Raw genomic sequence first — 22,357 nt, forward strand, 5'->3', positions numbered from 1 at the left:
ACCCTCCACAAGCTCTCTGCCTTTGCCGCCACCACATCCCTTGAGCTTAAAGGAGTTGTCTCTGACGAAACAGGCTCTGGCTCTCTGGTATTTGCCACCTCGCCAACCTTGGTAGCTCCTGTCCTAGGCACTCCAGCTTCAGGAGTGATGACGAATGTAACGGGCATTCCTGTTTCAGCTTTAGCAAACGGCACAGACGGTGAACTTATCACCTGGGACGCTTCGGGCGTTGCCACAACAGTCGCCGCAGGAACAGCCGCCCAAGTTCTTACCTCCAACGGCGCGGGAGCGGCTCCCACGTTCCAAGCGGCGGCGGGAGGAGGGACGACGATCCTTCACCGGGTGAGCGCGGCACAGGCGGCGACGACTTGCGCGACAACGGATACGAATTTGACGGGAGGGACGTATACGTTGCCGGCGAATACATTATCTACTAATAAAGGATTGAGAATATATGCAATTGCTCAAAAAAGCACTGTTGGATCCGCAGATACTATATCTATGAAAATCGATTTTGGTGGAACAGATATATTAACTAATGGTTCTATTGGTTCAGGTGGCGCAGGTTATATTCCGTTTAATCTTGCATTACATAATCAAGACTCCGCTAGTTCTCAAATAATTTTTGGCACATCATTAAATAATAGTGTGCAAGGTTTAGGTGCAGGTGCGAATACAGCTATTTCTTCTGCAATATTCACTTCTTCGATTGATACCTCTTCTGCGATAACAATAGCAGTCCAATGTCTTGATGGTAATTTTGGCGCAGGAGGGGATGACGACACAGCAACTCTTCGTTATTTTCTCGTAGAAGAGCTTCCAGCCGGAAGCTAATGATTGTTAGACCTCCGATGGGCAGGGGTTAGAAGCCTGGCTTCTAACATTCTAGTATTCTTCAAACCATCTCAGGTATATCCGGCTTAGCTGTTATTTCGGTGTATTCGACGCGTATTACCAAGCTCATTGGGCCCGAGCATAGATAAACAATGCATCCCGCCACGCAGCTGCGTGGCGGGATTTTTTATTGCGCGAAGTGTAAAATATTGATACATTCAAAATATGTCACCACGCGAACAAATAGTAAAAATTATTGAAGCCGCCATTAAAAGCGCGCAGAAGAAAGAAGCTCTACCTGTCTTTGAGGCTAGAGTTATTATTAGAGTGCCTGCAGAAAAAGAGCACGGCGATTATACAACGCCGATCGCGCTTGAGATAGCGGGGGCGGCGCATGTTCCGCCGCGGCAGATCGCGGAAATTATAAAAAAGGAAATTGACGAGCAGAAGGGAATCGCGGACATCGCGCGCGTGGAAATCGCGGGGGCGGGATTTTTGAATTTTTTTCTAACGCCGGAGTTCGCGCGCAAGTCGCTTCTGTCAATTTTGGCTAGCCGCAATTTTGGCTCGTCGGAGATAGGTAAAAAGAAAAAATTGAATTTGGAGTTTTTGTCTGCTAACCCAACGGGGCAGGTGCAAGTTGGCAACGCGCGCCTGGCTTTTTACGGCGACGTGCTTGGTAATATTTTAAAATACGCCGGCTACAGCGTGACGAAAGAGTATTATATTAATAACTCAAAGACGAGCAACCAGATTCAGGAGTTTGGGAAAACGGCGCTGGGGCAGGGTGAAAAATATCTCACACCGTACGTTGAAGAAAAAATCGCCAAACTAAAAACAAAACTCAAGCGTTGTAAAAATGCTGGCGAGGCCGGGTTTTTGCTCGCAACAGAAGTAAACAAAGACAATAAACAATTTTTGGGCAAGCGCGCCGGTGTTCGTTTTGATGTATGGTTTTCAGAGCAGAGCTTGTACGGCCGTGGACTGCTCAAAAAAACTCTAGCGTTATTAAAACGCAAGGGTTTAGTTTATGAAAAAGACGGCGCCACGTGGCTGCGCACAACTTCATTCGGCGATGACGAAGACAAGGTGCTTGTGAGAAGCACTGGCGAATTTGGATATTATTTGGCTGATATCGCGTATCACGGCGATAAAATTAAACGCGGGTACACAACCATTATTGATGTACTCGGCGCTGACCATCAGGGGCATGTAAAGCCGATGCAAGTGGCCATGGAAATATTGGGATACAAAGGAATTTTTAATGTCATCATTGGCCAGCTGGTGCAAGCCAAAGGCGGCGGTAAGTTTTCTAAGCGCGCGGGCAACGCTATCTCGCTCGCGGAGCTTGTAAAAGAAGTCGGCATTGATGCGACAAGATTTTTTTACCTGACGCGTTCCATGGACGCGCAGATGGAGTTTGATATTGACCTTGCGAAATCGCAGACGAAAAAAAATCCCGTTTACTATATACAATACAGCCACGCGCGCATTTCAAGCATTTTGAAAAAAGCGCAGGGCTCGGCGGCGCGATTTGGCGCGGCGCCAAATCGCGCCGCGCGGCTATCTAAAAAAAATATCCCCACCGATGTAATCGTGGGGGACGGCGAGCTTGCGCTGATAAAAAAGCTTTTGCGTTTTCAAGAACTCATTGAGGACATTGCGCGCGATTATCAAGTACATCACCTAACAACATACGCGCTGGAACTTGCGCAGGAGTTCAACCAATTTTATCGCGATTATAAAGTGCTGACTAACGATGGCTCATTACGCCAGGCGCGCTTAGCTATCACCACCGCAACGGGAATGGTTTTGCGAAATTGTTTGAAACTACTTGGTATCAGCGCGCCTCCAAAAATGTAATATTTGTGGTATAGTTTATTTATGGGCGGTAGCGTGCCACCCGTTCCTCGGTGGAGGGAGGTATCATCATGGGACCACTTGTTGGCTTCGTGGTTATCTCGGTTCTTGTTGGCGGGCTTGTGGTTTTTTTGCTTGAGTATGTTATGGCACATAAGGTCGTGGACTATGGAGTGGTGGAGGGGAAGGGAAGTCTTATTAGGGGGACGAGTGATCCTCTTATAATTAGCTCATTTGACGGCGTATATTCAGATTTTGCCTATGCGGATCGCTACGCTATTTCTATTAAACTAGATGGCGGTGGCGAGCACGTAAATTTTTTAAGCCATCGGAATTATCATGAAGGGGCGCGGGTGCGTGTATGCCGCGGGCGAGGTATAATTTTTGGTTCTTTGTTTGTGATAAGCGTTGAGCCAGCTTAGCTCGTAACCCTCCGACTTGCGCAATGCATTATGTCGGGGGGCTTTTATTATCAAAATTATTTTAGGTTGCTCAAAACGCGAATTTTGGTATCATAGCAACTATGGATATTTCAAAGCAGGAAGAACAAATTTTGCGGCTTTGGCGGGAAATTGGGGCTTTTGAAAAAAGCGTTTCTAAGCGGCCCTTCTTCGCCGCCCGCTCTGCCGAAGTAGCTTCAGCTACGAAGGTCGGGAAGGTTACGAAGGGCAAGCCAAAGTCTAATAGTTTTGTGTTCTACGAAGGTCCGCCGACGGCTAATGGCCGGCCGGGGATTCATCATGTTTTAGCGCGCGCTTACAAAGATGTTATCTGCCGCTACAAAACAATGCGCGGTTTTCGCGTGGAGCGCAAAGGCGGCTGGGACACTCACGGCTTGCCGGTTGAAATTGAGGTGGAAAAAGCGCTTGGGTTAAAAAATAAAAAAGATATTGAAACTTACGGCATTGGCAATTTCAACGAGCAGTGCCGCCAGTCGGTATGGAAATATCAACAGGAATGGGAGAAGTTGACCGAACGCATGGGCTACTGGGTTGATTTAAAAAATCCGTACATTACCTATAATCCGATGTACATGGAAAGTTTGTGGTGGATTATCAAGCAAGCGTGGGATAAAAAATTATTGTATCAGGGGCATAAAGTTGTGCCGCTGTGCCCGCGTTGCGGCACGTCTCTGTCTTCGCACGAAGTGGCGCAGGGCTATCAGGATGTCACCGAAAACTCTGTGTATGCGAAGTTTAAAATTTCAAAATCTTCAATAAATTCAGGAAAAGAGTTGTCATCTCGAGGCGCAGCAGCGACGAGAGATCTCTCGCGCCACGCTCGAGATGACAACCATATTTTTTTCTTGGCATGGACGACGACTCCATGGACACTCCCGGGCAACGTGGCATTGGCGGTGGGAGCAGAGATTGTCTATGTCGTAGTACAGCAAAAAGACGAAACGCTTATTCTTGCGAAAAATCGTTTAGAGATACTGGAAGGCGAGTATACGATTGTAAAAGAAATACGAGGCAAAGATCTTGCGGGCATTGAATACGAGCCGCTTTTTCATTCCTTTAAAGATGTAAAAGAAAAAAAATATTACGTTGTTACGGCTAATTTTGTGACAACCGAAGACGGCACCGGTATTGTGCACACCGCGGTGATGTACGGCGAAGATGACTATCAGTTGGGAGATAAGCTTGGTTTGCCTAAAGTGCACACGGTAAATGAAGATGGCACGTTTAACGATAGGGTGCCGCAATGGCAGGGAAGATTTGTGAAAGACGTAGAGAGGGAGATTACCGAAGATTTGCGTTTGCGCAATCTTTTGTACAAAGTAATGCCCTACACGCATAGCTATCCGTTTTGTTGGAGATGCAAGACACCGCTGTTATATTACGCTATGAGTTCGTGGTTTATCGCGATGAGCAAAGTGCGTAATGCCCTTATCACAAACAACAAAAAGATAAATTGGGTGCCGGAATCAATTAAGGAGGGGCGATTTGGCGAGTGGCTGCGCGAAGTAAAAGACTGGGCGTTTTCGCGCTCACGCTACTGGGGCACACCTTTGCCGGTGTGGCATTGCAGCCAGTGTGGAGATAATGAAGTTATCGGTTCGCGCGATGATTTAAGAAAACAAACATTTTCAACAAACACATATTTTGTGTTGCGCCACGGATTTTCTGATCGCAATAAAGAAAAAGTAATATCTTCTATTTTTCCAGAGCCGCGCGCGGTACACCTTACGGAAAAAGGAGAGAAGGAAGCCATGAAAGCCGCGCGAGAGCTAAAAAAGAAAGGAGGAGTTGATATTATTATATCTTCGCCCTTCGCGCGTACTAAAGAAACCGCGGAGATTGTGGCGCGCGAGCTTGGCGCGAAAGTGATTTACGACAAGCGCGTCATGGAAGTGCAAACGGGTGACATGGAGGGCCACACGGAAAAAGAATTTCACGCGGCATATCCTTCAGCAACAAGGTTTACCACAGCTCCTCGCAAAGGGGAGACGCTGGTGCAATTGCAAAAGCGCATGCGCGGCGCAATTGAAGCGATTGATAAAAAATATAAGGGCAAGAGGATTCTAATTGTCAGCCACGGTGATCCGTTGTGGATTCTTGAGGGTATGATGAGCGGTTTAACGCAGGAAGAAATCGTGGGAGTAAAAGATAAAGGCAGAATTTTCAGATACCCGCAAGTTGGTACATTACAGCCGCTACATGTGGCATATTTTCCGTACAACAAAAAAGGCGAGCTTGATTTTCATCGTCCGTATGTTGATGCTGTAGAATTCCATTGTAATTCCTGTAATGCTTCAGGCAACACCATGCGCCGCGTGAAAGATTTGGTAGACGTGTGGTTTGATTCAGGGTCAATGCCATTTGCGCAGTACCATTTTCCTTTTGAAAATGGTACTGCGCCGCAGACACACGCAGACTTAACGCGGAAGGTCGCAGAAACGTTTCCGTATGTGTCTGCGGCGGGGTTAGCGTACCCCGCAGATTATATATGCGAAGCGGTAGACCAAACTCGCGGATGGTTCTACACGCTACTCGCGGTGTCAACAATTTTGGGCTATGAAGCGCCGTATAAAAATGTGATTTCCCTTTCGCATATACTTGATAAAAATGGACAGAAGATGTCCAAGTCCCGCGGCAATACCGTTGACCCTTGGGCTGTGATGGATAAATACGGCGCGGATGCTTTGCGCTGGTATATGTATACGGTAAATGATCCCGGAGATGTAAAGCGCTTTGACGAAAAAGACGTGCATGAGCGATACAACAAGTTTATCAGCACATTGTGGAATACACTGGTGTTTTTTCAGACGTACACAGATAAAAAGTTAAAAGTTAAAAGTCAAAAGCTAAAAATAACTACGAACCCTTCTTCGTCAATTCTTGATAAATGGATACTCGCACGTCTTGAGGAAACTACATCATTTGTTCAAAAAAGTTTAGATAATTACGCTGTTCCTGAAGCGGCGAGGGCTCTGGAAGCATTTGCGATGGAAGATGTTTCAAACTGGTATGTACGCCGTTCACGTCGCCGTTTCCAAAAACCGCAAACAGCGATGGAGAAAGATGAAGCCGTTGCGACGTTAAGAGTCGTTTTGGAGCAGGTGGCTTTACTAAGCGCGCCGTTCACGCCGTTTTTGTCGGAAGCGCTTTTTCAGGAATTAAAAACGGGCAAAAAAGCGGACAGCGTGCACTGGCAAGATTTTCCTATTACAGGAAAAGTACAAGCCGCTGATGCCAAGGTAATTGAAACAATGCAAACAGTGCGAGCGCTCGTAAAGGAAGGGCTACGTTTGCGCACCGAAGCAGGTATGCGCGTGCGCCAGCCGTTACAATCATTTGCAATTTTAGCCAAACTTGCAGGTGGATATTCAGAAGTTTTGAAAGATGAACTGAATGTTAAAGAGCTTGTGGTGCTTGCCCCGCTAGACGCTACGTCTTTTACGGGGAGCGAGAAAAAGGAAGAAGCGGGCTGGTATTGGGGCGAAGTAAACGGCGCTTCGGTTGGGCTTGATACAAATCTTACACCAGCGCTTGTAATTGAAGGTCTTGTAAAAGAAATGAACCGCCATATTCAAGATATGAGAAAAGATATTAAACTTACACCGCAAGAAAAAATTTCTGTAGTGTATATGCTTCCGTTAACGCAGCGCGGCGCATTTGCGGCGTGGAATGAAACAATATCTCGTGATACTTCAGCGCGCCAAGTTAGCGAAGTACAGGAAACGCAAAAAGTTGACGCAGAATCAACTTTCTCAATGGAAGGTGGGGAAGTATGGGTTGGAATTAGGAAAGCATAGCTTGTATGCTTCGCACTAAAGCCATCGCGCTTTCCATACGCCCATACAAAGAAAGAGACGAGCTCTGCTCTTTTTTTACCAAAGAGTTTGGTAGGCGTACGATTGTGGCGCGCGGTACAAAAAAGCCCCTCTCCAAACTTGGTCCTTTCTTGCACGGCGTTGCCATTCTTGATTGTGGGTTTGTGGAAGGGAAGAATTATCCCGTACTCACAAGCATAGATACGTTGTATGATGGAGGTGGAAACTCATCAGCACATCCTCTTACTCCTTATTCCTTAGCGATGCTGGACTTGTGCGACTGGCTGCTGTATGAAGAGCAGCAGGACGAAGGACTATGGAACATGCTGCTCGGGGTGGTTGTACAAACAAAAGAATATACCGGCACCGCGGCAGAGAGTGTCTACGAGCAATGGTTGTGGCAGCTTTTGGAGATTCTGGGGGTTGCGGATCGGCAACCCATTGCAAGCCATACGCGCGAATCTTTAGCAAGTATATTTGTTGAACAATGGGGAAAGAATCCGTTTTTTAATAGATAAAAAATTGAAAACGAAAAATGAAAAACTACAAAGAAAAATTTAAAATGAGTTTCATCTGTATTCGTTGTCTTGGTCGCAGGAAGTAATTTTTGATTTTACATTTTGGTTTTTCATTTTACATTTTCAGTTTTTATATTTTAAGTATGTCTTTTGTGAAAAACATTCGTTGGTGGCAGGCGGCGCTTTTTGTGGTTTTAGGCAGTTTAAGCATTGCCGTTTTTGCATGGCTGCAACGTTCAACTTTTTCTTCGCAAGACGTGCATATTGTCATAGAAGGCGTGGATCAAATTTCAGCAGGAAAAGAAATAACATTGCATATTGGCATTGATAATCAAACTAACATTGATCTCTCATCAGCACAGCTTACTATTGATCTTCCATATTCTTTGCAAACAGCCGATGGCAAACGGTTTGGAGTATTTCGTTGGGATAAGGTTGAAGCAGGCAAAAAGCTGACACAAGATTTTGTAGTAGTTGCGCAAATTCAAGGAGGGCAAGGACCATTGCGCGCGCGCCTTGATTACGCGCCAAAAGGATTTACCGGAAGATTTGTTTCAAATTTCGAGGTTAAGATAGAACCTTCCGCCTTTGGAATAACGTCTGTATTTGATATTTCCACAAGCGCGGTACCCGGGCAGGAAATTGAGGGTACTCTTTATATTATTCCCACCGACCAGCTGGCTTTTGATACTCTGTGGCTGCAATTTGCGCCGCCAGACGATTTTTTTGTTGAGGAAACGAGCCCTGCTGTTGATAACAGCATGCGCTGGCAAATTAAAAATATCGTGAAGGGCAAAGAGTATTCATTTCGTTTTCGCGGCATAGTGCGCGGCACGGAAGGAGAAGAAAAACTTTTCCGCGTGAGCGTGGGATCTGTCAAGAATAGTGAATTCGTAGCACTCACTGATATTGACGCGACGGTCGGGTTAAGCACGGGTCCTCTTCGCATTGAGCAACAAGTACAGGGAGCAGCGGATGGTATTGTGTATCCAGGCGATCAGATTACAGTTACCCTTAATTATCAGAACGCAAGCGATACCCCGATCAACAACACAACCATCGAGGTATTTTTAAGTGGTATGGCATTTGATTATACGCGCCTTTCATCAACCGATGGAGTGTTTGATGCTCGCACGCACACTGTAATTTGGAACAAGACGAATTTACCCACGCTTCAGACGCTTGGCTCAGGCGAAAAAGGGCGTGTAAGTTTTAGTATTTATATAAAAGAAGGATTGCAACCAGCAAATGCTAAAGATATAAACTATGCTATCTCAAGCCGAGCTCGTATTTCATCACCCCAACAATCGTTGGCACTCGGCGGCGTTGCGTTTGAAGACGAGAAAATTACGATGATGCGCGTAGCGTCCGTAATGTCTGTAAGCGCGCAAGCATTTCGCCGATTAAGCAACATGGTAAACACTGGCCCCATACCTCCTGTCGTAGGGCAAGAGACAACTTATACTATAGTTTGGCAAATAAAGAATACCACTAATGATATTTCTTCAACTCAAGTGCAGGCAATTCTTCCGCAACAGGTAAGCTGGAAAAATGTTGTCGATCCATCTGATTCGAGATTGGTTTATAACCCGGATACGCATACAGTTACCTGGGACGTAGGAACAGTTTCTGCGGGTACTGGAAGTATTTTTCCCGTAGCGCAAGTGCGTTTTCAGATTAGCTTAGTACCGACGAGCGACGAAGTGGGGCACGCGGCAATATTAATGCATGGCATCAGGGCAATCGGCACGGACTCATTTACGCAAAAAAATATAGAGGTGACTGCGAATTCTCTTGATACAACACTGCCCGATGACCAGGCAAACGCGGGAGGAGGGATGGTGCAGTAGTGCCGTTTTTGATGAAAAAACGGCACTCGCGGAACAACGCAGACTAAACGCAGAAAGACGCGGAAGGTTAACAATTAGATTAGTTGAGCAATAGCGTAAAAGTTATATACTAATATAGGTGGACGAAAAGGAGGCATATAGAATGCTTATGTATTGCATTGACTGCGGCTACAAGGAAGATCGCGTCCATTTTATTAGGGATGAAGAATCTATGGAGCGCAGATGCCCAAGCTGCAAAGGTATAAATTGTTTTCCGGAAAGCGAAGTTGCTTGGTGCGATAATTGCTGCGAATTTCCTGTTGTCCGCCCCGTTAGAGATAAGCCGCCCCAAGGTGACTGCCGCCACTCCGAAGGAGGGCGGATCTCTAACGGGGCGCGCGAGGGTCTGTGGTGTAAGAAGTGCGTGTCGCAAGATAACGATCCCAACAGGTTCACTGTTTCCTAGTTCTTTGAAGTAGTGATCCGCCCAAGGCGGACCACTTTTCTTTTCACCTAATTTCTTCTACGATAAATACATGAAAACAGATAAAAAAAATGATCTACTAGAAAAAGTGTTGTCTCTCGCAAAGCGCCGTGGTTTTGTGTTTCCCGGCTCTGACATTTACGGCGGCCTCGCAAATTCATGGGATTACGGGCCTCTTGGCGTGGAGCTAAAGAATAATATTAAGCAGGAGTGGTGGAAGCGCTTTGTACAACACAGAGCAGATGTGGTTGGCATTGATGCCGCACTTTTAATGAATCCAAAAGTTTGGGAGGCAAGCGGTCACCTTAAAAATTTTTCAGATCCCCTGGTTGAATGCAAAAGATGCCATAAAAGATTTCGCGCCGACGCATTTCCCAATGAAGAAATTTTAAAACATCAGGAAACACACCTCGGTGTCGTTACGACTTATGAATTAATAAAACAAGATTTTACAGAAAAAAAAGATTTTAATTTAATGTTGAAGACGTATTTAGGCCCTGCCGAGGAACAAGCCAATATTGTTTATTTTCGTCCAGAGACAGCCCAGGCCATGTTCGTAAATTTTAAAAATATTCTTGACACCAATCGTATTAAGCTTCCTTTTGGTATAGCTCAACAAGGAAAAGCATTTCGTAATGAGATTACTCCAGGAAATTTCATATTCAGAATGAGGGAGTTTGAGCAGATGGAAATTGAATACTTTGTGAAGGAATCAGAATGGGAAAAATATTTTGAACATTGGTTGGGAGAAATGAAAAGGTGGCTGAAAGACTTAGGGGTGTCAGATAGCAAGCTTCACTACGTCGATATCCCAGACGGAGAGCGCGCTCATTATTCAAAGAGAACTGTGGATGTTGAGTACGAGTATCCTTTTGGGCAGAAGGAATTGTACGGACTGGCATATAGAGGAGACTTTGATTTAAAAAATCACATGGAAGCAAGCGGGCAAGATTTAAGATATACAGACACTGAAACGAATGAAAGGTTTCTTCCGCATGTTATTGAACCTACTTGGGGAGTAGATCGCTCGGTGCTAGTCGCAATGCTTGAGGCGTACCATGAAGATGACATCGCCACGCCGAAGCTGCAAGCGGAGGCGGGAGCTCCGACTTCCGAAAAAGGTGAGACCGAAACCCGCGTTGTAATGAAGTTCCCTTATTGGATGGCGCCGGTGAAAGTAGCCGTGTTTCCGCTAGTAAAAAATAAAGAAGAAATAGTCAAAAAAGCTCGCGAAGTATTTGAAATTGTGCTAGCACAATTTCCAGCGCAGTATGACGAGTCGGGCGCGGTGGGCAGGAGATATCGCAGGCAGGATGAAATCGGCACGCCGCTATGCGTGACAATTGATTTTGATACATTGCAGGATAATGCGGTAACCGTTCGCGATCGTGATACAATGGAGCAAAAAAGGATTAAGTTCGAAGAACTTGTCAGCTATATTGCAAGTAAGCTAGTATAACTATAAGGATAGTTTTATAAAAAAGAAACGCCCCGCCAGTTATAACCGGCGGGGCTTGTGTTTTGCCCTCTACCCCCTCGGCGAGGGGATTTGGGGCAACGAGCTTTCCACGAAGCTCAACGTGAGCATCGTGGGCGGCTGCGCCGCGGCGTTGCGCGCAGCCATGAGCTGTACGACGACGTACAGCTCAGACTTTGCCGGAACAACCATGGGCCCTACCTGAGTAGGCCATGGTTCCGGCGGGATGGGTAGGGGGGCGGGCATTTCCGCCGCAATTGTAGCGCCCTGCGCCACAATCATGGCGAAGCCGCCCGGGTGCTCAAGCGTTATTGAGAACGTTTGAGCGCTATTTGTGGTATTCACGACGAAGTACACCCCCGTCGCGATAATTTCGCCAGGCACTACCTCGGACCTGGCTTTTCCCATGTTGCCCTTGACCAAGAGGCCAAGGGCCGGGGAGACGATGATTGCCACTGGCCCCACCCTTTCGGAGTGGAGCACCGAACCCCCAGCGGCGTACGTGCCGTACGCCGTGCTGGCGAAAATCACCGCCAGCACGGCCACCAAGGTGGCCGCCACCGAGAAAAATTTTTTAAAAAACCGCTTCACGCCAGACTCCTTTCTCGCCACGCCTTTCCGCGCGGCCGATATAAACGACTAAAACGATTGTGTGCTATTATATCTCTTTATCAATATTTGTCAAGAGATTGTCAAAAAATCAATAATATTGTAAAGTATAATATTCTTTAACAAAGGCATCGAAAGGCGGATTTCGCGTATAGCAAAATCGGCATATATTGGGCAAGGAGGACATTGTGGCAGGATCAAGGGTCTATATTGATCCAAGAGGCGGACTACAGAATGTCGGCGAACGTAATTGTTATGCAATAGTGTTCGAACACGATGGTATTAAGGAAGCAATTCTGCTGGATTGCGGTCAAAAGATTCCCTCAGGTGAAAGCGATAGAGACAATTTGGGGCCAGAATACTTTCCTAACTTTGATGATTTAATAAAGCAGGGCATTCGCGTACGTGCCATTTTCATATCGCATGGCCATATTGATCACGTCGGCGGTGTGAAATGGTTTTTGGAGAATTACAGCTCGCTTTGTTCAGATGATTTTCGCGTATATGGCAGCGCGTTTACTCTAGGGGTTCTACGCAAGATCGTTTATAAGTACGACGAACCCCAATCGCCCCTCTGGAAGTTCGTTACTCTGCAGACGGGAACCGTTGTTAGAAAGGGTTTGTTTTCTGCCCAGATGTTTCCGGTTAACCACAGTATTCCCGGCGCAATGGGGATTCATGTTTCTGTTGCCGGTAAAAATATTTTGTACCTGGGAGACTGGAAGCGCAGAGGCCCTGGCGATTCCGAAGCTGTTTTTATGGATAAAATGGAGCGGTACGGGGTCGACGGGGTAGATGCTCTTTTGCTGGACTCAACCAATGCCGATGAGGATGGCGCCACGTTATCCGAAGAGGTAGCCACATCGGCAATTATTGAGACTATAAACAGACACAACAATGCTCGCGTGCTGATTGCGACATTCTCGTCTCATATGCATAGAATTACAGCGATTGTTGAAGCGGCGCGCAGGGCAAATCGTCCAGTGTTTTTGGCAGGCAGAAGCTTGATTAACTATTCTTATATCGCGCAGCTGCAAGGGGTGCATTTCTTTCGTCGCGATATCAATGATGACTATTATCCTTTGTTGCCATCCAACGCTGTTATTCTGTGCACGGGAGTTCAGGCCGAGCCGCACAGCTTTTTGCCAAGGATGCTTGCGGGCGAGATATATGGCATGGCTTGGAACAAAGAGCGTGACGTCGTGATTATCGCGGCGAGCACGATTCCCAAAGAAGATATTTTGGCACGTGTGCCGAAAATGATAGGAGAGCTTTCTAAAATTGTTCAAACAATTTATCTGGCACGGGATGTGGTGACAGACGAAGAGCCGGAAAATGCAATTCGCGGAATGTATCACGTGTCTGGACACGGCATGCGAGATGATAGCGCGGCAGTGCTCAAGGTAGTGCGGCCTCGGCTGCTTATTCCGGTGCACGGCGACGCGCAGAGGCGGGCGTTGATGCAGAGCCTTGCCCCGCACGGAACGACGACCGTCCTTGCCTCGGAGCGCCAAGAGGTTGAAATTTAATTCTATACAATGTCGTTAACACGGCAAAGCTCCACCTCCGCAACCGCGGAATGGGGCTTTTGTTTTTAGTTTTTTCTGTTACAATGAAGCCAGAATATGGGATAAATTAAAAATTAAAAGTCAAAAATTAAAAGTTAACGCCGTGGTGCTGTAATTTTGACTTTTGACTTTTAAATTTTAATTTTTTATACATGCTTATTCCATTCACCAAATCCACACTTCCAAACGGCGTGCGTGTTATTTTTGCGCCGTTAACACATACACGGGCGGTTTCAGTTCTTGTTCTTTTTAAGACTGGTTCAAAATACGAAACAAAGCGCATCAATGGCATTTCACATTACCTGGAGCATATGTTTTTTAAGGGTACCAAAAAGCGTCCGGACAAGAGGCAAATAGCGGAATTGCTTGATGGCGTTGGCGCGGAGTTTAATGCGTTTACATCAGACGAATCAACCGGTTATTATGTGAAAGTTGAGCGCACGCACACGTCTCTTGCGCTTGATGTTGTGTCTGATATTTTACTCAACTCCATGTTTCCACAAAACGAAATGGCGCGGGAAAAAAATGTTATCATTGAAGAAATTAATATGATCGCAGATACGCCAATGCGCCAAGTGCACGAATACTGGGAGGAGCTTTTGTATGGCGATCAGCCAGCTGGTCGGCCTGTAGCAGGTACGCGAGATGGTGTGAAAAAAATTACTAGAAACGATCTCGTTTCGTATTTTGAGAAACAATATCGCAGCGAAAGTATGGTTGTTTGCATCGCCGGTAATTTTCCGCAAGAAAAAATACACGATGAAATTAAAAAGCGTTTTGCCGCAATGCGTAAGGGAATAGCGCAAGACAAGCAACCCGTGGTGGAAAATCAGCACGGGGCGCAAGTATATTTGGCATCAAGTAAAACCGGTCAATCGCACATCCTGCTCGGGGTTCGAACATTTCCGCTTTCCGATACTCGCAAATATGCGCTCTCTGTTCTCTCTACTATTTTGGGGGGCGGTATGAGCTCGCGTCTTTTCCTTTCTGTTCGTGAGGATAAGGGGCTTGTCTATTACATACGCACTCAATCAGAGATGACAACCGACACGGGATATATGAACACCGCGGCTGGAGTTGATAGCGCTCGGCTTGAGCTCGCGATAAAAGCGATTATGAAAGAATATCGTGATATAAAGAATAAAGGGGTAACTGCGGCGGAATTAAAAAAAGCAAAGAGTTCATTGCGCGGTAGGATGCTCATCGGCCTTGAAGAGACTGATGATATTGCTTCGTTTCTTGCAGGGCAAGAGTTGCTGGAAAACGAAATACGCGACCCAGAAGAAGAAATGGATTTCATTGATAAGGTTAAGGCATCAGAAGTACAGCAGGTGGCAAAAGATATTTTTACGGAAGATAAAATAAATCTAGTGGTACTTGGACCGCACGACCATAGTGATAAAGAGAAGCTAACTAAAATAATTTCGTTTTAATAAATTAACAAAATAGTATGGTCGAAGAGCGAAGTATAAACGTATCTACAAGTACGATTCTGCGAATATTGCTCGTGGCTGTTTTAACGTATTTGATTGTGGTTTTATGGCAGCCGCTCGCCAGTTTATTTTTTGCGGTGATTATCGCCTCTGCCTTGGAGCCGATGATTTTATGGTTTGAGAAAAGACGCATATATCGTCGCATTTCTGTGCCATTCATTTATTTGATTCTGGTAGCGATTCTTGTTCTTTTATTTTCCTTCGTAATTCCAACCGTATTTTTTGAAACACGCGATTTGACGCTTGATTTTCCTCATCGTTTTGAACAACTGCGTCAAAGTATCAGCGATTTTATAGGTTTTGAGGCATTTCCAGCATTTACGACTGGCTCGGACGTGATTACGGCAATTCAGGTAAAGCTTGGCCTTGGAGCAGGGGATATTTTTTCCTTTGCCATGGCAATTTTTGGCGGCGCGTTGACATTCTTCCTTACTATTGTTATTTCTTTTTATTTAGCATTGCAAGAAAAAGGCGTAGAGCAGTTATTACTCGCGGTAACGCCAAGAGATCATCAGGAATATATTTCAGATTTATGGCAGCGTGTACAAAAAAAATTGAGTCGTTGGGTTGGCGCTCAATTTATTCTAATATTATTTATTACCGTAACTCTGTTCCCGATATTTTGGGCGATGGGAGTTAAGTACGCGCTTGTTATCGTGATTATCGCCTCTTTGCTTGAGGTTATTCCGGTGCTTGGTCCGGTAGTTGCGGGCATTATTATTCTATTGTTTGTTCTTATACAGTCTCCAGCGCTAGCCTTAATGGCACTGCTTGTATATACCGCGATTCAACAAGTGCAGCAGCATTTTATTGTGCCGGCGGTGCTTTCTCGCGCTATCGGTCTTAATCCTGTAATTATTATTATGTTGCTGTTAGCCGGTGGTACCCTGCTTGGATTTTGGGGGGCACTGCTTGCAATTCCTTTCGGCACGGCAGTGGCGGAAGTCTTGGCAGACATAAAAAGAAGATAAAATTTAAAGTGAAAAATGAAAAATTTAGGTGCCGCGTTGCGGCATATCTAATCCAGCTTGTCCCGCGGAACAAGCTGGATGCCACACTTTTACATTTTTCATTTTCAGTTTTTCATTTCAAAAAACTATTGCTGCAATGGCCAAAACTGCCGTTAAAATTTGTAAGCCGATTTTCCACAAATAGGGAAGTTGGCTTGTTTTTTTATCATAGTGTGCCAATTGATGAAAATTATTGTGCGCTTTAAGATAAGTTGAGTTTGGAAAGATGAAATAAAGCACTGTCATGCCGTCTGGCAAAACTCCAGCCACACCCCCGGCAAATGCTAAAATAGGCGAGTATCCGAAAAACATTGCCATTCCCACGGCAACCGCGATGCCTGCGCCACCATCAATAATAATGCGCGCGGCAGTCGGTAGACCCGCGCGAAACTCACCGCGAAAGATTTTGTGCAGGGGCGATATGGAGTATTCGGCATGGGGGATGCTGTCTAAGATATAGTGAGCGCCTACTGCAAGAATAAGTCCAGCAACTGGATTGGGGCTTTGCAGCGCTATGGCGGTGCCCGCGAGTATATGGGGAGCAAGTATCATATATGATAATATAGATTTATGGGAGTATTATATATCGTCGCAACGCCAATTGGAAATCTTGAGGACATAACGCTTCGCGCCCTTCGCGTTTTGAAAGAGGTTGATCTTGTGCTGTGTGAAGATACTAGGGTGACTAAAAAATTGATGGATCATTTTGCAATCTCAAAACCATTGATGAGCTATCATCAGCACTCTCGTTTAAATAAAGTAGAGGAGATTATATCTCGCCTCAAGCAGGGAGCGGTATTAGCGCTGGTGTCGGACGCAGGCACGCCGGGGTTGAGCGACCCGGGCAATATGTTGGTTAAAGAGGTTTCTTTGAATGTGTCAGAAGCGGCAATTATTCCCATTCCTGGCGCGAGCGCGGTGGCTGCGATTGCATCTGTAGCGGGTATTTCGATGGACAAATTTTCTTTTATGGGTTTTCCGCCTAACAAGAAAGGTCGCAAAACATTTTTTGCGAAAGTTGCTTCAAGCGATATTCCCGTGATACTCTACGAATCAAAGTATCGTATACTAAAGACGCTAGATGAAATTGTCAGTGCGTTTGAGGAAAAAGATATTGTGCCGTATTTTATAGTCGGTCGCGAGCTGACAAAACAATTTGAATCTATATATAGAGGTACGGCAGAAGATGTAAAGAATATGCTTACTCCGGGGCATTTGAAAGGTGAGTTTGTTGTTGTTATCTCTGCAAATAAACATGACTAAATACTATATCACGACGGCAATTGATTACGTTAATTCTTCGCCTCACATCGGCCACGCGCTGGAAAAAGTGCAGGCGGATGTCGCGGCGCGCTACCAACGACTTCAGGGCAAGGAAGTTTTTTTTGTGACGGGAACCGATGAGCATGGCGCCAAAATTGCTCGTTCAGCTAAAGCAAAAGGTGTTGGAGTTGAGGAGTTCGTAGAAGGAAACGTGAAGATATTTCAGGAATTATGGAAAGAACTGCGAGTATCTAATGATTATTTTATACGAACCACAGACCAGAAGCATCATTGGCCAGCGGTGGAAAAAGTTTGGCGTCAGCTAGAAAAAAACGGCGATCTCTACAAAAAAACATATGAGGGTTTGTATTGCGTTGGCCATGAAGCATTTATCACACAAAAAGATTTGGTAGATGGTAAATGCAGTTTGCACAAAAAAGAGCCGGAGAAAGTGCAAGAGGAAAATATTTTCTTCCGTCTTTCTAAATATAGCGAGCAGATAAAGCAGGCGATTGAAAAAAAAGAAATGCGCATTGTTCCGGATTCAGCCGAAAATGAAATGCTACGGTTAATTGAAGAAGGGCTGGAGGATATTAGCTTTTCTCGTCCGCGCAAGGATTTGCAGTGGGGCATACCAGTGCCGGGCGACAATACCCAAACAATTTATGTATGGGCGGACGCGCTAGTAAATTATATATCTGCTATTGGTTACGGCGATGAAGATGAAGAGCGCAGGATGTTTGCCAAATACTGGCCGGCGGACGTGCATGTAATTGGTAAAGACATCTTGCGTTTTCATGCTGCCATTTGGCCTGGTATACTCTTTTCACTCGGTTTGCCGTTGCCGAAAACTATTTTTGTACATGGGTTTATAAGCATGGGCGGCGAGAAGATGTCAAAAAGTTTGGGGAATGTTGTTGACCCGTTTGAACTTGTAAAAAAATACGGCGCGGACGCCACGCGCTACTATTTGATGCGCGAGATTCCGCCGACCCGTGACGGTGATTTTACTTACGAAAAATTCGCTGATCGCTACAGCGGTGATCTGGCAAAGGGGCTAGGCAATTTGGTTGCGCGTGTAGTTTCGCTTGGCGCAAAATATATCGAAGGCCCTATGCAGGGGATTAGGCCTCCGGAAACAGAGCAAGCGCTGGACGAGCAATGGCGTGAGTATCACGGCGCGATGGAAGAGTTTAGATTTGATGACGCGCTGAAGGCGGCATGGATACTTTTAAAATACGCTGACAAAAGAGTTGATTCAACAAAGCTTTGGGAGATATCGGAATCTCATCCCGATACATTTCGCGAAATAATCGGTGAGCTTTGTATTATCATCGCTACGGTGAGCTCTATGATTAGGCCTGTCATGCCCGGCACATCCTTCCTGATAGATCGTCAGCTTGGCATTGATGTAGAGAATATTGAAGAATGGAAGTTTTTGCTTAAAAAAGGCGAGGCGCTTTTTCCGAGAATTGATTAATGTTCATTGTAATGCGCGGTTGGTTTTTTGTTTTTGAAACCCAGACCCAAGCCTAGCCATTTCAAAAACAAAAAAACCAACCGCGCATTAGTATTTTTATGAGTCCAATACTTATAGACACTCATGGCCATGTGCAGTTTAATGCTTTTCGCGAAGACGGGCATGAGGTGGTAAAGAGAGCGCTCGCGGCTGGCACATGGATCGTGGCGCCCGGTTCGCAAATTGACACCTCAAAGCGGGCTATAAAATACGCGGAAGCGTATGACGAGGGAGTTTACGCCGCGGTTGGTTTACATCCCATTCATCTTGAAGAGACGCGCGTGGACGAAGCAGAGGTAGGCACGCAACCTACATTTCCGACACGCCACGAGCTCTTCGCGCGCGAAAATTACGAGCCCCTGTTTGCATCAAAGAAAGTTGTGGCAATCGGCGAAGTAGGATTGGACTATTGGCGACGTCCAAAAACAACAGGGAGGCGTATTGCTTATATGAATTTGCAGAAAGAAACGCTTATCGCGCAGCTTGATCTTGCGGCTGACCATAACTTGCCGGTGATCATACATTGCCGAGTAGCTTTCAATGACACGATTGAAATTTTAAAAAATCATCGCATTACGAACGCGATAAATCCGCCGGGAATAATTCATTCATACACCGGCAACGAAGAGCAACTTAATACTTTCATGGAGATGGGATATTACATCGGCTTAAATGGAATTATCTTTAAGCTTCCGCTTGACGAGGTTATAAAAAAAGCGCCGCTTGAGCGCATTGTGCTTGAAACAGATTCGCCATACCTTGCCCCTCCGCAGTCTTGGACGAAGGAGGGCCTCGCCCCGCCGAAGTCCCGTATGGGTGGGACGAAGGAGGGCCTCACGTCGCCTCAACTAGGCGATGCGCGCAACGAACCAATTAATGTGAAATATGTTGCCGAGCGCGTAGCGGAACTAAAGGGCATCTCTTTTGATGAAGTTGCAAGCCAGACTACTAGAAACGCGAGAGCAATATTTAGAATATAATTTGTAATAGAAAACTCCGTCAGATAGACTGACGGAGTTTTCTATTTATCCAATAAGGGTTGTAATCGGTGTGAACGCTTTGCGAAAATCTTCCGCAAGTCGTTTGTATGTAATTTTCCCTGCGTATGTATTTACCCCTTCGGCAAGCGAACTGTCGTGTTTGACCGCTTTTTCAATTCCTTTCTGAACAAGAAGCTTTACGTAAGGGAAGGTGCGGTCGGTGAGAGCGCGAGTGGCTGTGGCTGGCACGAGAGAAGGAATATTTGGAATGCCATAGTGTATAACATCGAACACGCGGAATGTGGCATTAGCATGAGTTGTCACGTGCGAGGTCTCGGCGCATCCTCCTTGGTCAATCGCCACATCTACAAATACAGAATCTTTTTTCATGGTTTTTACCATTGTCTTCGTGATAACCTTTGGCGCTTTTCCTCCTGGCACGAGTACAGCGCCTACAACCATATCCGCATCTTTAATGTATTTGGCTATAGTGGCTGGCGAAGATACCATAACTTGCACATTTATTGATTTCTCAAAATCTTTTTTAAGTTGCGTAACTTTATCAGGATTTTTTTCAAGAAGAATCGTGCGCGCTCCCATGCCGCTTGCAATCATAGTTGAGTATCGTCCTACAACGCCGCCACCAATAATAACTACAACTCCTGGCGCGACGTTGCTTGTGCCTGATAGCAACACGCCTTTGCCTTCGCCACGGTGCTTTTCAAGTAGACGCGCGCCAATTTGCGGCGCCAAGCGGCCGGTAATTTCACTCATAGGTTCAAGTAGAGGAAGCCTTCCTTCGGCAGTACGCACGGTGGCATAATCAATTCCAGTAATTCTTTTTTTTAGCAAAGTATCAAGAAGTTTTCCGGCCGCGGCAAGATGAAGATAGGTGAATACCGTCTGGCCCTGTTGCAAAAGCGAGTATTCTTTTTCCAGCGGTTCCTTGACCTTAACGATAAGTTCCGCTTTTTTATAAACTTCTTGCGCGCTCGGCTTAATCTGCGCGCCAGCCTTGCGGTACTCAACATCAGTGAAGCCCGAAAGAACACCGGCACCGCGCTCTACTAGGACAGAGTGTTTATTTTTAATGAGTTGGCCAACTTGGCTTGGTGTCATGCCGACACGCCCTTCATTTTCCTTTATTTCTTTTGGTACACCGACGATCATAATGAGAATGTGTCTGACTGGAAATTTACTTTCACGTCAGGCAGCGTATTAATAAAAAGTGGTTATATGGTAGCACTTAGTTTTTTGCAAAACAATCTTTACAAATTAGGAGTTGTTTAACATCGCTTAGTTAGAAGAATACGCCTTTTTATTTGACTGCCGCCCCTTATTGCCATAGAATGACGCCGAAAGTACTTTTCCATTTGAATAGAAAATCTTTAAAAAGAAAGGGTGTGGTTGTTATGCCCACTGCCGCCGTTGAACTGGAAGCCTTGGTGCGCAAGCATTATCCTTTTTCATTCCTTATTTTTCTTTTGCGTATTGGCGCAAGAGACGCCGATGTAAGAAAAAGATTTTTAGCATTTCTTGACGTACTGCCAAGCTTGCGGAGCAATGAGGAAATCGCGCGTTATTTTGACATGTATGTCGGCCCTGTGTTCGGTCGTTTGCCGTGGGTTGCGCGCATTGCCGCGCAGAAATATATTCCCGATAATTTGAAAGGAGCAATGCTGCGATGGTTTATAAAAACACAACTCGCGCCGCACTTCATTATCGAAAGCGAACGGCAGCTTCAACGATTTGCGCATCAATACAAACGCGAAGGAGCGAGTGTAGTAGTAGATTTGCTTGGCGAACAAGTAGTGTCTCTACGAGAAGCGGAGGCATATTTTGACAGCTATCTTGCGCTGATTCGTCATCCGCCGATATCTGCTAGCGAAGAACCCCTTCATGTCGCATTGAAGTTTTCTTCGCTTTATCCATATTTTAGTCCGGAAAATTATGATGAAAGCGTGCGCGTGGCGGGGGAGAGGTTTGCCGCACTTTTACGGGAAGCGCAAAAAAATAATGTGTTTCTTGTGGTTGACGCTGAGCATTATCAAGTATGCAGAATGAGCGAAGAGATATTCTTAAATACGATTTGCCAGCCAGAGTTTGCTAGCGTGGAAAATGTTGGCATTGCCCTGCAGGCGTACCGCAAAGATGCCACTAAGTCTGCTTGTAAATTCGTTGAAGCGGCAAAAACGCGAGGGTCTTCTTTTTTAATCCGATTGATTAAAGGGGCGTATTGGGATACCGAACTGATAGTCGCGCAGCAAAACGGATGGCCGTTTCCTCTTTTAGAGCGCAAGCAGGAAACCGACTATAATTTCAATAAATTGTGCGCTTATCTTCTTTGGCATTGTGAAGAAATCAGCCTTGCTTGCGGCACGCATAATCCCGCAAGCATCGCCTTTGCTGTACGGCAAGCACATGCTACAGCTTTATGCGTTCAAGGCGCGGTGGAGTTTCAGGTCCTCTACGGTCTTGGCGAGCCGGTTCGCAGGGCGCTTTGCGAGCTCGGGCTGCCGGTGCGTGTGTATATGCCTTATGGGAATATTCAAAAGGGCATGGCATATCTTGCGCGGCGGATTTTGGAAAATACGACAAACGAAGGATTCCTGTTGCGATTATTGGAATAACAGAAAG

Annotated in this window: 18 protein-coding genes; 16 read left to right on the forward strand and 2 right to left on the reverse strand. The window is 45.8% G+C overall.

The genetic code is table 11. The features are described 5' to 3' along the window. The 12 genes from HYV65_01075 to HYV65_01130 all read left to right on the forward strand — a co-directional run. Positions 1-834: hypothetical protein (locus HYV65_01075; protein ID MBI2462810.1), on the forward strand; the 834-nt coding region annotated here is incomplete at its 5' end. 225 nt (positions 835-1,059) lie between these two features. Beyond that, positions 1,060-2,697 carry an arginine--tRNA ligase gene (locus HYV65_01080; GenBank protein ID MBI2462811.1) on the forward strand — a complete coding sequence of 546 codons (1,638 nt, stop codon included), beginning with the start codon at positions 1,060-1,062 and terminating at the stop codon, positions 2,695-2,697. A 68-nt stretch (positions 2,698-2,765) separates the two neighbouring features. After that, positions 2,766-3,116: a hypothetical protein gene (locus HYV65_01085; GenBank protein MBI2462812.1), complete on the forward strand. Its 351-nt coding sequence runs from the start codon at positions 2,766-2,768 to the stop codon at positions 3,114-3,116. 101 nt (positions 3,117-3,217) lie between these two features. Next, positions 3,218-6,952: a class I tRNA ligase family protein gene (locus HYV65_01090; protein MBI2462813.1), complete on the forward strand. Its 3,735-nt coding sequence runs from the start codon at positions 3,218-3,220 to the stop codon at positions 6,950-6,952. A gap of 5 nt (positions 6,953-6,957) precedes the next feature. Beyond that, on the forward strand, positions 6,958-7,488 hold the full coding sequence (gene recO, locus HYV65_01095) for a DNA repair protein RecO (GenBank protein ID MBI2462814.1): 531 nt from the start codon (positions 6,958-6,960) through the stop codon (positions 7,486-7,488). A gap of 152 nt (positions 7,489-7,640) precedes the next feature. Further along, complete coding sequence (locus HYV65_01100; GenBank protein MBI2462815.1) at positions 7,641-9,338, forward strand: hypothetical protein; 1,698 nt, start codon at positions 7,641-7,643, stop codon at positions 9,336-9,338. Between the two features lie 142 nt (positions 9,339-9,480). Continuing rightward, a complete protein-coding gene (locus HYV65_01105) occupies positions 9,481-9,783 on the forward strand; it encodes a hypothetical protein (GenBank protein ID MBI2462816.1) in 303 nt (100 codons plus the stop codon). 70 nt (positions 9,784-9,853) lie between these two features. Further along, positions 9,854-11,260, forward strand: a complete 1,407-nt coding sequence (locus HYV65_01110) for a glycine--tRNA ligase (GenBank protein MBI2462817.1) — start codon at positions 9,854-9,856, stop codon at positions 11,258-11,260. Positions 11,261-11,723: 463 nt separating this feature from the next. Then, positions 11,724-11,921 carry a hypothetical protein gene (locus tag HYV65_01115; protein MBI2462818.1) on the forward strand — a complete coding sequence of 66 codons (198 nt, stop codon included), beginning with the start codon at positions 11,724-11,726 and terminating at the stop codon, positions 11,919-11,921. 154 nt (positions 11,922-12,075) lie between these two features. Then, complete coding sequence (locus HYV65_01120; GenBank protein ID MBI2462819.1) at positions 12,076-13,416, forward strand: ribonuclease J; 1,341 nt, start codon at positions 12,076-12,078, stop codon at positions 13,414-13,416. 191 nt (positions 13,417-13,607) lie between these two features. Beyond that, positions 13,608-14,888 (forward strand): insulinase family protein, encoded by a 1,281-nt coding sequence (locus HYV65_01125; GenBank protein MBI2462820.1) that lies wholly within the window; start codon positions 13,608-13,610, stop codon positions 14,886-14,888. A gap of 17 nt (positions 14,889-14,905) precedes the next feature. After that, entirely contained in the window at positions 14,906-15,919 is a 1,014-nt protein-coding gene (locus HYV65_01130) for an AI-2E family transporter (protein MBI2462821.1), read from the forward strand. A 117-nt stretch (positions 15,920-16,036) separates the two neighbouring features. Here HYV65_01130 and HYV65_01135 read toward each other — a convergent pair whose 3' ends face one another. After that, the gene (locus HYV65_01135; GenBank protein MBI2462822.1) at positions 16,037-16,510 is read right to left on the reverse strand and encodes a hypothetical protein; all 474 of its coding nucleotides are present in this window, start codon (positions 16,508-16,510) and stop codon (positions 16,037-16,039) included. An 18-nt stretch (positions 16,511-16,528) separates the two neighbouring features. Here HYV65_01135 and rsmI point away from each other — a divergent pair, with 18 nt between their 5' ends. The 3 genes from rsmI to HYV65_01150 all read left to right on the forward strand — a co-directional run bounded on the left by rsmI (position 16,529) and on the right by HYV65_01150 (position 19,720). After that, the gene (gene rsmI, locus HYV65_01140; protein MBI2462823.1) at positions 16,529-17,221 is read left to right on the forward strand and encodes a 16S rRNA (cytidine(1402)-2'-O)-methyltransferase; all 693 of its coding nucleotides are present in this window, start codon (positions 16,529-16,531) and stop codon (positions 17,219-17,221) included. Beyond that, a complete protein-coding gene (locus HYV65_01145; protein ID MBI2462824.1) occupies positions 17,214-18,701 on the forward strand; it encodes a methionine--tRNA ligase in 1,488 nt (495 codons plus the stop codon). Before rsmI ends, HYV65_01145 begins: the two co-directional genes overlap by 8 nt. 98 nt (positions 18,702-18,799) lie before the next feature. Further along, on the forward strand, positions 18,800-19,720 hold the full coding sequence (locus HYV65_01150; protein ID MBI2462825.1) for a TatD family hydrolase: 921 nt from the start codon (positions 18,800-18,802) through the stop codon (positions 19,718-19,720). Between the two features lie 45 nt (positions 19,721-19,765). On the opposite strand, the gene ald is transcribed toward HYV65_01150, so the two are convergent. Then, positions 19,766-20,890 (reverse strand): alanine dehydrogenase, encoded by a 1,125-nt coding sequence (gene ald, locus HYV65_01155; GenBank protein MBI2462826.1) that lies wholly within the window; start codon positions 20,888-20,890, stop codon positions 19,766-19,768. Positions 20,891-21,069: 179 nt separating this feature from the next. On the opposite strand from ald, the gene HYV65_01160 reads away from it, so the two are divergent. After that, positions 21,070-22,350, forward strand: coding sequence for a proline dehydrogenase family protein (locus tag HYV65_01160; GenBank protein MBI2462827.1), 1,281 nt, complete (start codon positions 21,070-21,072; stop codon positions 22,348-22,350). The last annotated feature ends 7 nt before the right edge of the window (positions 22,351-22,357 follow it).

It is taken from the genome of Candidatus Spechtbacteria bacterium, assembly GCA_016188605.1.
Lineage (GTDB): Bacteria > Patescibacteriota > Minisyncoccia > Spechtbacterales > JACPHP01 > JACPHP01.